Below are 14,641 nucleotides of genomic sequence, written 5' to 3'. Positions count from 1 at the left end.
TTGTTATGCAAACGTCAGGTTTTTGACATACCACCTGTTCTTGAACAAATCTGTACTGAGCATCGTCTTTATGAAAATAGATGCAGTTGTGGTCAACTACACAAAGGTTCTATGCCCTCAAATATAAAAGCACCTGTCCAATACGGTTCTCATTTACGTTCACTAATTGTAAGCTTGTATGTTGAACATTATATCCCTTTAAACCGTATTGGTTCACTAGTGGAAGAGATAACATCATTTAAAATTGGAGATGGGATTATTACTAATATTTTAAATAAAGCCCAAGAGGTGATGACTCCTTTATATGAATCACTTCGTGAATCGATATCCAAATCCAGTGTAGTTGGCTCAGACGAAACAGGTTGCAAGATCAATGGAGGCAAAGGATGGATGTGGGTATGGCAAAATCATGAGGTAACATTCATTACAGCCAATAAGTCTAGAGGGTATAAAGTAGTTGTAGAAAATTTTAAAAAAGGATTTATTAATGCGACCTTAGTCAGTGACTGTTATGCTTCGCAATTAAAAACTCCAGCCAAACATTATCAACTATGTTTAGCACATTTACAACGAGAATTAATCTACATTAAACAACAAACGAATAACAGTTGGGCAGAGGATATTTTGAATATATTCTATAAAGCCATGAAATTAAAGAGAGAATCAGCCAAGAACCAATATCCTTTAAAAGAAAAATCAATATTTAAAGAACAGCTTTTATTACTGTTGAAAAATGACGAGTATGACGATCAGCTAGATGAGATCAAGACATTACGGAGTCGATTAATTAAAAGGATTGATAGTGTGTTTACTTTCTTAGAGTATTACGAAGTTCCTTTTGACAACAATGCATCCGAAAGGTCAATACGTAATATTAAAATAAAACAAAAAGTATCTGCAGGTTATCGAACAGAAGAAGGAGCCCAAAGGTATGCCATGTTACGCTCTATTGTTGATACACTTAAAAAACAAGGAAAGAGTGTCGTGAGAATGATTGCTCATTGGTTATCTCAAAACCATCTTAAGGTCAGTTAGCAATAAAATAATTTACACATTATATATTTTCTGAACCTCCATTCTTTAGCGAATGGAGGCTAAACTATAAATGAAGCTGAGTAGTTACAAATATTACAAAATAAAAGTAGTCATAAAGCATGAAACAAACGATAACAAAGAAAACAATTAACTTAAATGATCCCCAACAGATGACGATCATTTAGAAATAGCACCTTTTACGAGGAATAATATTGCAACGCATCAATAAAATATGAATAGGACTGTATACCGAATATGTAACTATTGCAAACTCAAAAAGGGGGCTTGCTAAAATTAGCCACCCCCTTTATAAATTATTTATATCCTATAAGAACCTGATCGACTAATAATGATCTACAATCACTCCTACTTCTGCGGTAGACAACCAATTCACATTTCCTAAAGCAGACTTACTCGTAAAACGAATATATTTCGCAGGGGTTGATTTAAAGAAAACTCTTTGTTGAACAGGGTTATTTTGAATATTATCAAAACGATCCTGTTTCATTTTTTTCCAACGTTTTCCATCCTTACTTACCTCAAATAGGTAAGAATTACATATCCCACTTTTTGACCCATCTTGACGTGGAGTATAAGTAAAACCTTTTAGTTTCACCTCTTCTCCTAGATTAATAGTAATATGGTGTGGATGTTTCTTTGAATCTTTATGCCAATGCGTATGCCACATCGTACGGTTGTTTCCATCAAAGGCTTTCTCTCCTGGGTTTGATGAATTAAAATCGTCCACCTCAACAAGAGTCCACTTCGAAGAACATAGATCGAACGTTTTATCAACCACATCACTCAAATCAGTATTATTATTCACTGCTGAGATAGCCTTTATCACTCCTCCATTAGGAAGAGTAAATGACTCTGTAAAACTTTTAGAATCAACAGTAGGTGCAGACCCATCTATAGTGTAAAAGATTTTAGAATCGCCATTCTTCGTAAAAATAGAAACCATTCCATCTTTTGTCCTTGTGATAATAGGATTCTCTAATCTTTCTGGAGCAAGATAAAGACCTACCTCAGAAAGTGTTGCAGTAACACGTGATTTATCAATTACAATACGTATTTTATTGGTAGTGATTGTTGGAAATCTACTAATATGCTTAAATCCTATAGTCTTATTTTTAACTAACAAATTCCACTTTCCATCTTTAAAATAATCAATATGGAATGCTTCCACACGTTGACTTAAATTATAGATATCTTCTTGAAGTACCACCCTGTTAAAGGTTGCTTCTTTATTTAGATCTATAGTCAAAACCCCTGTTTCCACTCCTTCTTGTGTTTGCCATGCTGTTTTGATATCTCCATCGACAGCATATTTAGCATTATACAGTTCTTTCGTATTATCAGCAGTACAAATTGCCTCATCATCAATCAAATTCTTAGTGAATGAATCGTAGATAATCTTACCTAGATTGACTAAGTTGGTCGAATCTTTTGCAGGAATCAACCCTTCACGATTAGGGGTAACATTAAGTAGAAAAACTGAATTACCACCAACAGCACGATACCAATTATCTAACAATTCTGATGTAGATTTTACATATTGGTTATCATCACGATAGAACCATCCATGACGGATCGAAGTGTTTGTCTCCGCTGGATACCAATGAAGAAAATTGGCTTTATACAATTTTTCACGACTACCCAAGTCATTTTTCGTTGCATTATCTAAAATATTCTCTTTATTCGTAGGAACCACACTAAACTCGCTTGTTCTTGTTCGGCCACCTTCGTTACCACACCATCTCACATCAGGACCATGAATTGCAATCACACAGTTCGGTTGAAGTTTTCTAATTAAATCAAACCATGCCTTTTCATTATAAACCTGACCTGTTCCTGGTTTAGGGTTTGCTCCATCAAACCATATCTCTGAAATTTCTCCATATTTAGAACAAACCTCATAAATTTGAGTTAAAAATAGTGCATCATAATCAGTACAGTTATCATACGTAAAAGAACCGACTTCATTTACAGCATCTCCATAAGCTGGAATAGTCACCGTTTTCGGCTTAGAACCATTACCATAGGTGCCCCCTTCTCTTTCAATTTCAGATAAATCTGCAGGAGAGACATACACTCCTACCTTCAATCCAGCTTTCCTTGAAGCATCAGCAACCTCCTTAAAAACATCTCCTTTACCATCTTTCCATGGAGAATTTTTAACTGAATGAGGAGTGGTTGCAGTAGGCCATAAACAGAAACCATCGTGGTGCTTAGCTGTAAGCATAATCATCTTCATGCTTGCTTTCTTTGCTGTAATTGCCCACTGATTCGCATCAAAATTAGTCGGGTTAAAAAGTTTTGGATCCTCTTTACCAGTACCCCATTCTCTTCCTGTAAAGGTATTCATTCCAAAGTGAGCGAAAGCAATAAACTCCATCTTTTGCCACTCATATTGGCGCATATCTGGTACTACTCCAACAGCACTTTTAATTATTTCGCTTTTTGAAGCATTCTTGTTTACCGTGATCGTGCTATTTCTGTAATCCGAAGATCTTTGTGGTTGATTCTCTCCGCAAGAAGTTGCCAAAAACATGGCTAACACAGGAAAGATCAAATAGCTTAATGTGTGTTTAAATTGATGCATTTTAATTGTTACGTTTAGATGTTTGACCAAAAATAGCACTAAAAATAATAGTAACTATAGGAAACTGAAATAAATTTGAATCGAAAATGTAAACTTAAGCAGATCAATTCCATCGATTGATAAAAAAAATTCAATCGATAGAAATTTATTGTATAAAATCTTTATAGGATGAAAATAGACAAAAACTCATATAGAAAAAAGGCCTAGGCTAGGAAATCATTTCTCATAAAAAAAAGCAATAACTCCTTTATAAAATAGCCACAAAACACTATAAACGAACACTTTTTAACACTTGTGCAACTATACGACCCAACTACTCATTTGGTCTATTTTCGAAATAAAAACATTCTTTTTTCATTTTAACGAGATATTTGTCAAATACTTAATAGTAGAACCCTATTAAACTATGACATTTTTCATAGTTTCGTGGCTAGACATTTATTAATAAATAATATACAAAATGAAATCATTGAAAATAGGGAATCTTGAGATTCCTGTACCAATAATACAAGGGGGTATGGGAGTAGGTATTTCACTTTCGGGATTGGCCTCAGCTGTTGCAAACGAAGGAGGAATTGGTGTCATCTCGGCAGCGGGTCTTGGTTTAATTCACAAAGAGAAATCTTTAGACTACGTCAAAGCGAGTATTGAAGGTTTGAAGAAAGAAATTCGAACAGCTAAAGAGAAGACCATTGGTGTCATTGGAGTAAACATTATGGCTGCTTTGACCAATTTTGAAGACATGGTAAAGACAACCATCTCAGAGAAAGCAGATATCATTTTTGCTGGAGCTGGACTTCCATTAGATCTTCCAAAATATTTGAAACCAGACAGCATTACCAAACTAGTGCCTATTGTTTCGTCTGCTAAAGCAGCTAGGATTATTGCCCAGAAATGGATAAACAATTATGATTATGCACCCGATGCAATTGTTGTAGAAGGACCAAAAGCAGGAGGTCATCTTGGATTTAAAGCCAACCAGATTGAAGATAATAATTTTTCTCTAGAAGAGATTATCCCCAATGTGGTTAAAGAGATTGCTCCACTTAGAACTAAATACAACAAAAGTATCCCTGTGATTGCTGCTGGTGGCATTCACACTCAAGAAGACATGCTCCGGATAATGGAGTTGGGAGCTGATGGAGTTCAACTAGGAAGTCGTTTTGTCACCACCCATGAGTGTGATGCAGACGAGAAATTTAAACAAGAGTATATCAAAGCGACAGAAGATAATATTGAGATTATTCAAAGCCCTGTTGGAATGCCAGGAAGAGCTATAAAGAATGAATTTATCGATCAGGTAAAAGAGGGATTAAAATCTCCGAAGAGTTGTCCATTCCATTGTATCAAAACATGTAAAGTTGAGAAGAGTCCATACTGTATCATCTCTGCATTGTACAATGCCTACAAAGGAAATTTCAAGAATGGATATGCTTTTGCTGGCAGTAATGCCTATAAGGCCAAGAAGTTAATCTCTGTAAAAGAACTCTTTAACGAACTAACTGCAAAGAGTTAATGTTGAAACAATAGACGTGAAAGGTCTCCATATCTATATATGAGAGACCTTTTTCATCTTCTTACCCTAATTTCGATTTAAAGTCTTCATAAGTGAAATGACGAAGCACTTTTAAATGTCCATCCATACCTTCTATTACAAGATCGGGATGCTTCACCCCATTAAAGAAAGTGGTCTTTACTGTTGTATAATGGATCATATCCTCAAAAATAATCTGTTCTCCAATCTTAAGGAGATGATCAAACCACCAATCTCCGAGAACATCCCCGGCAAGACAGCTATTTCCTCCCATCTTATAACAATAACCATCTACCATTTGCTCTGTTTTTGCACCTCGTATTTCAGGCTGATAAGGCATCTCTAGACAGTCAGGCATATGAGCAGTAAACGAAACATCTAAAATAGCAGTCTTTTTATCTGGATGGTTAATAACATCAACGACATTGGCCACCAACACCCCTGTCTGCCAAGCAAAAGCACTACCAGGCTCAAGATACACTTTTACCCCCCACCTCTCTTTAAATGCTTTTAATACTGAAATGAGATGATCCCCATCGTAGTCATTGTGAGTAATTAGATGTCCACCCCCCATATTCACCCACTTGATATTAGGCAAATATTTAGCGTAAAGCTTTTCAAAAGAGAACAAAATCTTCTCTAAATCAAAACTATTTGATTCACAAAGTGCATGAAAATGTAGTCCCTCAACCCCGTTGGGAAGTTCATCGGGAAGTGATGAAGCGACCATACCCAGTCGAGACTCTGCTGCGCATGGATTATAAAGATCTGTTTTAACAGGAGAATAACCTGGATTTACTCTTAACCCAATAGAGATAGGATGTGAATGCAACTTGATGCGATCATAGAATTGATCAAATTGCGATATCGAATTGAATATAATATGTGAAGAGTGATCCATTACCTCCTGAAAATCTCTATCACAATAGGCAGGAGAATAAGTATGACTTAATGCTCCCATCTCTGTATGTCCCAACTTGGCTTCCCAAGGTCCACTTGCAGTACAGGAGTCGAAAGCACCTCTAAAAAGGTCGAAAACAGGCCATGTCGAAAATGCCTTTAAAGCCAATAAGATCTTAATATCCGCTCTCTTTTGGATCTCATCGATACGTTGAATATTGCTTTTAAGTAAGCCCTCTTCCAACACAAAAGATGGATAATCCACATTATATCTTTTCATAATATTTACACTTCATTTAAGGAGCGAAAAATACAAAAAAAAGTGATGCATCATCTGTACACCACTTAGATATTGATAACTTTTCAATGCGACACTACTTCACATAGGCTTTGATAATATCAACCCAATTCAAATATCCTTTCCCTAATAGATGTAAGCCATCATTTGAATACTCTTTTTTCATCTTTCCCTCCTCATTTGCAAAAGAGTCGTGAATATTAATATAGGTATAACCATGAGCGGAAGCATCCGATTTAAGCTTCTTATTCACCCATAAAACGGAAGCCCCTTTATTGGTGTGGCCTCTAAATTTTCCATAACAGTCATTCACAGGCAATAAGCTTTGAACATATACTTTAGTTTTTGGAGACTTTTCGTGAATCGTGTCCACAATCTTTAGGATATTCTTATGAACATAAGCCTTACTTTTCCCCCTAGACAGATCATTGATTCCAATCAAGAGAAAAACTTTCTTAGGCGACGATTCATACACCTCTTCCAAACGAAAAAGGACACCATCAGTCACATCTCCACTGATACCCCTATTCTTTATCTTCTTATTTCGAAAGAGTTCAGCCCATTCTCCGCCATCAGTAATACTATTTCCAAGGAAGATGATCTCATTTTTGTCATTGGGTAATGCATCATATAAGGTCTTTTTTTGATAATAATAGGTAGAAAATTGAGCAAAAGCAGAAGAGATGCTAAGCATCATAATATAGTTAATTACATGGTTACTTGTCAGTTTCACTATGCTATAATACAAAAAAGAGGTCTCCTTTGAAAGAAAACCTCTTTTTGAAATATAATAGTTATGTTTTATTTAGAAATAGGAACTCTCTGCCCATTTACATAGTGAACAATGAAAGCGTCTTTAAAACCAACTTTTTTAACCAATCTTTTATTTGCATTAGCCTCTTGATATGTATTAAATTTTGCCAAAGTGAAAATCTTTGCTCCCTGAGATTCAATCACCTCCAAATCGCTTTGTGCTTTAATAGGAATAATCTGCTTCAGGTGTTTATAGTAACCAATCTGAATTGCATAAAAATCAGTACCTATAATGTCATTCTTCTGCTCTCCTTCATCGGCCATAAAAATAGTATCATGTTGAACGACTGTCACAGTATCTGAAGAAGCAGTAGGGATAAATGGAATATTACCCTTTCTTGCCATAAAAACAGATGCTCCCATCACTACAACAAAAGCCACAATCAAAATAATGATAGTATTTTGTAAACGACTATTTACGCCTTGTAACCTTTTGATTTCCTTCAGTGTCGCTTCCCTTCTTTTTTGTTCAAGATCGTTATTTAATGAATCCATAGCACGATTTTAGTTATGATAATGAATAGATCTACCACCATATTATTACTTAAAATACGAAAATAATATAAAAGATTATAATAACATAAATATTTTGAAGCAAAATAGCAATGAATCTAAATGTTATACCAAATCCTAAAAAAACAATATTAAGATTTGAAGCTAAGGAGAAAATCTAAACTATGTTTATTGAAAAGATCGGCCTTCTCAATATTACAAACATGACCACATTTAGGAATCTCGGCCATTCTCACAAACGGAAAAAGAGAAGCATATTCCCTAACATCATCCAAAAAGGCAAAATCTTGGGCCCCAGTAATCATTAGCGTAGGGACAGCAAGAGGTTTAATGAAGAGATCATCTAATTTGTTTTTTAAACCAGAGATGAGTGACAACCAAGATTTAAAAGCCTCTTTCTTTACTTTTCCAGCTTCTCTAACAAATAGACGACGAGCCACAGCATGGTTCTCTCTAGGCATCAAAATATGGGCAACCATTTTATATAATTGATGATAAGGGATCAATTTAGAGAAGAATAACCCTGCACGAAACAGAATATGAGTTCTTCTATTCAACTTCATCACCCCTCCTCCAATAATAATGGAATCAATACGCTCTGGAGCCAACTGTTCTACCATTCGAATCACAATCGCCCCCATGGAAATACCTATAAAATGTGCCGTTTCAATCCCCAAATCATCCATCAGAGAGAGAATATCTTGTCCTACCACATCAAAAGACATCTCCTCTTTAGAGAGCAACTCTAAATCCTGGGAGCCACCATGATGGCGCATATCAGGCAAAAGAAGATTAAAATGTTTTTTAAAGGCGGCAATCTGTCTCGAAAAGGTTTTCGAACTTCCACCAGCACCATGAACAAAAACAATCCACCTTTTATGATCAGGATGTGTATATGTTGTATAGCTTAACTGCTCTTTATTTTCTTGTTTTCTCATACATATGAAAATATTGTATTATCCAGCTAAAAGTATCAAAACAAAATATCACAAAAAAACCTATTCGAACAAACCCGTCATTTATTCAACAAAAGTACGAATAAAAACATACCTAAAGGTATCTTTTTAACGAAATAGAAGTATATTTTTATTCGTAACATATTTCTCTGTTTTGGTAAATGAAAAAGAACGTCAACTGATAAATTGCTTCCATTATCTCTTTAAAAAGCCATGAAACTCTTCAATCATCCTCCCACTAAGGTTATTATATACATAAAAACATAAATAAATGCAAAATAAACACAATTAGCAAAGGTCGTTAAATGGCTCAACAAAAAACATTTATTGCTAAGACATATTTCATAGGGGTATTTCACATATAAACAGACTAGGAGACCCAAAAAAGATTTACTATTTTTACATTGCACATGTTTATTACTCATATCAATATATGGCATCAATAGAAGCAAAGAATAAAGTAGAGAAGTTAAGAAGTGAAATACATAAACACAATCACAATTATTATGTATTAAATCAACCCACTATTGACGATTATGATTTCGACATGCTCCTAAAAGAGCTTGAAAAATTAGAATCTCAATATCCTGAATTGAAGGATCCGAACTCCCCAACAAAGAGAGTTGGAAGTGATCTTAACAAAGAGTTTATACAGAAGTCACACGACTATCCAATGCTCTCTCTTTCTAACACATACAACTATACGGAGCTCTATGAATTTGACCAAAGAATTAAGAAGAATATTCCAGAACAGTTCTCCTATGAGTGTGAACTAAAATTTGATGGCTCCTCTATCAGCTTACAATACGAAAATGGAAAGCTTACCCAAGCATTAACACGAGGCAATGGGGAGGTTGGAGATGATGTCACCCAAAATGTTAGAACGATCAAATCCATTCCTCTTGAGTTACAAGGCGACAACTATCCAGATCGTTTTGTCATCAGAGGAGAGATATTATTACCATTCAAAACTTTCGACCGCTTAAATACACAACGTGCAGCTGAAGGAGAGACTCGTTTCGCGAACCCGAGGAATGCAGCTTCAGGAACATTGAAGTTACAAAACTCCTCCATTGTAGCCAAAAGGTCGTTAGATGCATATTTTTATGATCTTCTGACTGAAGCTCCTCTTAAAGATGGGCATTACGAAACATTGGATCAGGCAAAATCATGGGGGTTTAAAATTTCCAAAGAAAATAAAAAGTGCAACACCATAGAGGAGGTAATAGAATATCTTGAGAAGTGGGATAAAAAGAGAGAAAACTTAGAAGTTGCCACAGATGGAGTCGTTATCAAAGTGAACTCGAAAACACTTCAAAATAGATTAGGCTTTACAGCCAAGTCTCCACGTTGGGCAGTAGCTTATAAATTTAAAGCAGAAAGAGAGATCACTACCCTTCAATCTGTATCATATCAGGTTGGTCGAACAGGTGCAGTTACCCCGGTTGCAAACCTTACACCTGTCTCATTAGCAGGAACCACTGTACAACGTGCTTCCCTTCACAATGCAGACATTATTGAAAATCTTGATCTTCATCTTCAAGATCAAGTATATATTGAAAAAGGGGGAGAAATTATACCCAAAATTGTTGGGGTTGAATATGCTCTAAGAAAAGAAGGGGCAGCGCCAGTACTATTCCCTAAAAGTTGTCCAGAGTGTCATACTCCTTTGGAGAGAAATGAAGGAGAGGCAGCCTATTACTGTCCAAACTATCTAGGCTGTGCGCCACAAATAAGAGGTAAGATTGAGCATTTTGTCTCTCGTAATGCGATGAATATTGAGTGGCTAGGAAAGGAGACCATTCAACTACTATATAACCAAGGACTTTTAAATTCGGTTGCAGACATCTATCGCCTACCGAATAGACGAGATAAAATTGAAGGGTTAGAAACAATCAAACGAGATGATGAAAAACATCCTCCACTGATGGTATCTTACGAACGTATCATCTATGCGTTCCAATTCGGTATCCAAGGTATCTCACTAGCCAATGCAAAAAAAATAGCCAATAATATCTCTTCGTTGAAAGAGCTTGAGGACATTACAGTCGAACATATTGATTCCCTATCTCTAACCTTAAAAAAAGGAGAGAGCTCCAATCATATACTTCGTCAAATCCTAACATTTTTCCGAATACCAATACAAAAACAAATTTTCGACACCTTGTGTCAGGGAGACATGAGTAATGGAAATATATCTCTCAGTGCAGTGATTAAGGCGCTTAAAATCCCAAATATCACAGACCAAGAGATTGCAGAGATTATGGATCATGCTCCTTTTGCAGTACTTCTGCCAAACATTACATTGGATACATGGAAGTCATTTTTACCCGAACAAAAAGCCGTTGTCGCATTCAACTATATACGCAACCCTAGAGTAGATAAGCTCATCTCTAGATTGAATCAACTATCAAAGATCTCCTTAAAACAAAAATCTGTTGACAATCTTTTTCAAGCCATCGAGAAATCGAAAAGCAATACTTTTCATCAACTCCTTTTTGGTTTGGGGATACGATTTATAGGAGCAACAGCTGCCAAAACACTTGCAAAGAAATTTCACTCCATTGAATCCCTGAGAGCAGCAAGCTATCAAGAGCTTCTCGATATAAATGATATTGGTGAGAAGATGGCAAACTCCATCCGTAGATACTTTGAGAAACAAGAGAATATAGATCTGATAGATAGTCTCACAACCCTAGGTGCTCCTGTTGGAACATCTATTGATGGCGAACAAGAAGCTTCTATTTCAGAACTCCCTTCGACACTTGATGGCCTGATATTTGTTATATCTGGTAACTTCGGAACATCCCAAAGACGTAAAGAACTTGGAGAGATCGTGGAAGATCATGGTGGTAAACTAACCTCTTCTATATCGAAAAAAACCAATTACTTAATTGCAGGAGATAATATTGGACCTTCAAAGCTTGAAAAAGCACAAGCTTTAGAGATCCCTATTATTAATGAAGAGGGTTTTCTTGCGATGTTAGAACAGTAAAAACTTAACAATTCATATACTTTGAAAAACAGAATACAAAACCTCGCTTTCAATCGTCTCTTTAAAAGAGTAAAAGAGAAGAGACGTTCAGCAAATCCATACAAATTGGAAGAGGCAAAACATATAGGGATCATCTGGAACATGGATGATCCAGATGCACCCAAAAGCATCCAAAAAATTATCAATGAACTGAAAAGACCAGGCTGCTTTATACATACTTTGGCTTTTTCAAGAAAAGCAAATGTGACAGAGAAACAGTCTATTCACAATATCATACTCACTCCCAAGAACACTTCTTGGACAGGGAAACCCAAAGAACAAGAAGCCGAAGAGTTTATCAATACCTCTTTCGATATCTTAATTGATCTTTCAATCAAACACGAGTTTTCATTGATATATGCATTAGCAATGAACAACTCTAGATTCAAATTGACTTGTAACAGTGAACATTACGAGTTTGCCGATCTTTTTATTCAAGCACCCAATAAATCGATCCTTGATATTTATGATTTAATGAAAGAATATGTTAGTAAATTTTAACAGCTCTGCGGTTAATTAATCACAATTCTAATTACATATTTTTATTTTAAAGCCTAAATAAAAATAAAATCATTTTTTTTATGGGGTAAAAAAATCAATTTATTACTTTTGTCCTATATTTGATAGAATCATACAAATATTAGAACTTAGTAATTGATAAACGGATAAATAAATTCATCGACACCATGAGCCACTTAGTAAAAGGAGCAGGAGTTGCATTAGTAACTCCATTTGACGAGGAGAATCAAGTATGCTATACTTCCTTATCCAAACTAGTTGAGTACCAAATTGAAAATGGTGCAGATTATCTGGTTGTTTTAGGTACAACAGCAGAAGCTGCAACATTGGATTCTGAAGAGCAGAAAAAAGTACTTCAATTTGTTATCAAGCAGAATGGAGGAAGGCTTCCTATTGTTTTAGGATTGGGAGGAAATAACACGACTGCAGTGTGTCTAACAATTCAGAATACGGATTTCACTGGTATCGATGCCATTCTATCTGTCACTCCATACTATAACAAACCCTCCCAACAAGGACTAGTAGCACATTTTAAGGAGATAGAGAAGGTATCCCCAGTACCAATCATTCTCTACAACGTTCCTAGCAGAACAGGAGTCGATCTATCAACAGAGTCGATTCTTACTTTGGCGAACTACTCTACCAAAATTATTGCAGTAAAAGATGGAGCAGGCTCTTTAGATAAGTGTATGCATGTCACAAAGAAGGCTCCAGCTCACTTTATCTATCTATCAGGAGACGACAAAAATACGTTGCCACTTCTCTCTGTTGGTGCACAAGGAGTAATATCTGTCGCAATGAATGCAACCCCCAAATCCATGTCTGGTTTAGTGCACTATGCAATGGAAGGAAAATATAATGAAGCTCTTGAAATTCAGTATCGACTACTCTCTTTTATGGAGTGGATATTTGAAGAGGGAAATCCAACGGGTATTAAAGCAGCGCTTCATTCGATTGGAATCCTACAAAACTGTTTAAGACTTCCTCTTATCCCTGCAAGTGAAGCACTTTATGAAAAGATTGAAGAGGCAATAAATCACCACAATATTCTATAATCGTACTTCTTTTCTGAATAGAAAAGAAAGATATCCCAATTTGTTCAGACAAATTGGGATATATTATTTTAGGAGATAGTCCAATGCATATCGATATGAGGAAGACCATCTAATAGATATTCATCTGAAGATTTAACAAAGTCCAAAGAGCAATAAAACTTCTCCAAATAAGACTGTGCAGAAATTTCTATCTCTCTGCCCCCTTTCGATTGAATAAATGCCAAAGACTCTTCCATCATATGACGGGCAACCCCTTTGCCTCGACACTTTTCTGAGGTTGCAACACGTCCAATATGCCATACTCCATGATCTCCAACAAAGACACGTAGCGTTGCCAAAACAGCAGCTCCAGTATCCGAAGATTGAACCAAAAGATGAAAAGATGTTCTATCCTCCTCATCCAAATCTAGATAAGGACAGTTCTGTTCTACGACAAAAATTTCTTGTCTTAACTGAAACATAGTAAACCACTCTTCCGTCTCCAATGCATCTAACTGTTTCCATGTATAAGTAGCATCCATATCTCTTATCAATATTAAGATTAAAAATTAATTCCTACTTCTCTCTTCAAAGCATCCAAAGCTGTTTGAATCGGCTGATCCTCTTGCTCCGAATAGAGTTCAAATATTTCATCTCTCAACCTTTCTGCAGGCATTTCAGGACTAAGTCCCGAAGCAGCTTCGTTTACAAGCATCGACATACGTTCTTTTGCAAGACGAACATATCCCCACACTTCTGAAGTAATATAGACCTGTTGAGACAAATTATGATCCAACTCACTACGAAGAGACAGAAGCAGCTCACGTTGGTAATGAAAAACATTCTTTCCTGTTGGTGACACACGTAATATCAATGCATCGGGAGTAATTCGTTCAAGAAACAGAGCCAATCTCTCATACGCCTGAAGACGATAGGAAACCATCCCCTCTCTATTTTTCAATTTCAACTCAAATTCTCTAGACTCTCGCTCCTTTTTTATCGTACTTTTCATACTATAAACAGCAACCACAGCAACCACAATACATGGGATAATGGATAGGCCCCCCATCCAATAAATCGAAATACTCGAATCCATATTCAATATTCGTTAATTGTTTTTTTTCTATAAAGCGGAATCTTTTGTTAAGAACTCGCATTAAAAAAGATCTTATGAATTTTTCTCACTATCACCCACTCTTTTTTTACTATCTTTCGCCCCTCTATCACAACCCTTACAATCTTGTGCAACATGATATAAGGCCGATAGAAACAGAAATGATATCAATAGGAGAAGTTGGGTGTTGCAATGATAATAAAAATATTAAAATTCTAACATCCTGTCTCAATAAAACAAACAATATATTAAATTACTTAAGAGGTCTTGAATTATGAGTATGATT

General features: G+C 35.8%; 12 protein-coding genes. 5 read left to right on the top strand and 7 right to left on the bottom strand.

The window, feature by feature from the left end:
- Positions 1–1,035 (top strand): IS66 family transposase, encoded by a 1,035-nt coding sequence (locus K4L44_03570; protein QZE14929.1) that lies wholly within the window; start codon positions 1–3, stop codon positions 1,033–1,035.
- A 343-nt stretch (positions 1,036–1,378) separates the two neighbouring features.
- Here the strand turns inward: K4L44_03570 and K4L44_03565 are convergent, their stop codons facing one another.
- Positions 1,379–3,640: an alpha-L-fucosidase gene (locus tag K4L44_03565; GenBank protein QZE14928.1), complete on the bottom strand. Its 2,262-nt coding sequence runs from the start codon at positions 3,638–3,640 to the stop codon at positions 1,379–1,381.
- 460 nt (positions 3,641–4,100) lie between these two features.
- Between K4L44_03565 and K4L44_03560 the strand changes: the two genes are divergently transcribed.
- The gene (locus K4L44_03560; GenBank protein ID QZE14927.1) at positions 4,101–5,156 is read left to right on the top strand and encodes a nitronate monooxygenase; all 1,056 of its coding nucleotides are present in this window, start codon (positions 4,101–4,103) and stop codon (positions 5,154–5,156) included.
- A 61-nt stretch (positions 5,157–5,217) separates the two neighbouring features.
- On the opposite strand, the gene nspC is transcribed toward K4L44_03560, so the two are convergent.
- The 4 genes from nspC to K4L44_03540 form a co-directional block, all read right to left on the bottom strand.
- Positions 5,218–6,354 carry a carboxynorspermidine decarboxylase gene (gene nspC / locus K4L44_03555; GenBank protein QZE14926.1) on the bottom strand — a complete coding sequence of 379 codons (1,137 nt, stop codon included), beginning with the start codon at positions 6,352–6,354 and terminating at the stop codon, positions 5,218–5,220.
- A gap of 94 nt (positions 6,355–6,448) precedes the next feature.
- Entirely contained in the window at positions 6,449–7,069 is a 621-nt protein-coding gene (locus K4L44_03550; GenBank protein QZE14925.1) for a sialate O-acetylesterase, read from the bottom strand.
- Between the two features lie 104 nt (positions 7,070–7,173).
- Complete coding sequence (locus K4L44_03545; protein ID QZE14924.1) at positions 7,174–7,680, bottom strand: hypothetical protein; 507 nt, start codon at positions 7,678–7,680, stop codon at positions 7,174–7,176.
- Between the two features lie 149 nt (positions 7,681–7,829).
- Positions 7,830–8,636, bottom strand: coding sequence for an alpha/beta hydrolase (locus K4L44_03540; protein ID QZE14923.1), 807 nt, complete (start codon positions 8,634–8,636; stop codon positions 7,830–7,832).
- A 451-nt stretch (positions 8,637–9,087) separates the two neighbouring features.
- Between K4L44_03540 and ligA the strand changes: the two genes are divergently transcribed.
- The 3 genes from ligA to dapA all read left to right on the top strand — a co-directional run bounded on the left by ligA (position 9,088) and on the right by dapA (position 13,262).
- Positions 9,088–11,649, top strand: coding sequence for an NAD-dependent DNA ligase LigA (gene ligA, locus K4L44_03535; protein QZE14922.1), 2,562 nt, complete (start codon positions 9,088–9,090; stop codon positions 11,647–11,649).
- A 21-nt stretch (positions 11,650–11,670) separates the two neighbouring features.
- Positions 11,671–12,189 (top strand): hypothetical protein, encoded by a 519-nt coding sequence (locus K4L44_03530; GenBank protein ID QZE14921.1) that lies wholly within the window; start codon positions 11,671–11,673, stop codon positions 12,187–12,189.
- A gap of 185 nt (positions 12,190–12,374) precedes the next feature.
- Positions 12,375–13,262 carry a 4-hydroxy-tetrahydrodipicolinate synthase gene (gene dapA, locus K4L44_03525; GenBank protein QZE14920.1) on the top strand — a complete coding sequence of 296 codons (888 nt, stop codon included), beginning with the start codon at positions 12,375–12,377 and terminating at the stop codon, positions 13,260–13,262.
- Positions 13,263–13,330: 68 nt separating this feature from the next.
- Here the strand turns inward: dapA and K4L44_03520 are convergent, their stop codons facing one another.
- Together K4L44_03520 and K4L44_03515 are read right to left on the bottom strand one after the other, a co-directional pair.
- Positions 13,331–13,783 carry a GNAT family N-acetyltransferase gene (locus K4L44_03520; GenBank protein QZE14919.1) on the bottom strand — a complete coding sequence of 151 codons (453 nt, stop codon included), beginning with the start codon at positions 13,781–13,783 and terminating at the stop codon, positions 13,331–13,333.
- Positions 13,784–13,803: 20 nt separating this feature from the next.
- A complete protein-coding gene (locus K4L44_03515; GenBank protein ID QZE14918.1) occupies positions 13,804–14,337 on the bottom strand; it encodes a hypothetical protein in 534 nt (177 codons plus the stop codon).
- Positions 14,338–14,641: the final 304 nt, after the last annotated feature.

This window comes from Prolixibacteraceae bacterium (assembly GCA_019720755.1).
Taxonomy (GTDB): domain Bacteria; phylum Bacteroidota; class Bacteroidia; order Bacteroidales; family Prolixibacteraceae; genus Halosquirtibacter; species Halosquirtibacter laminarini.
This window is presented reverse-complemented; position numbering and strand designations above follow the sequence as displayed.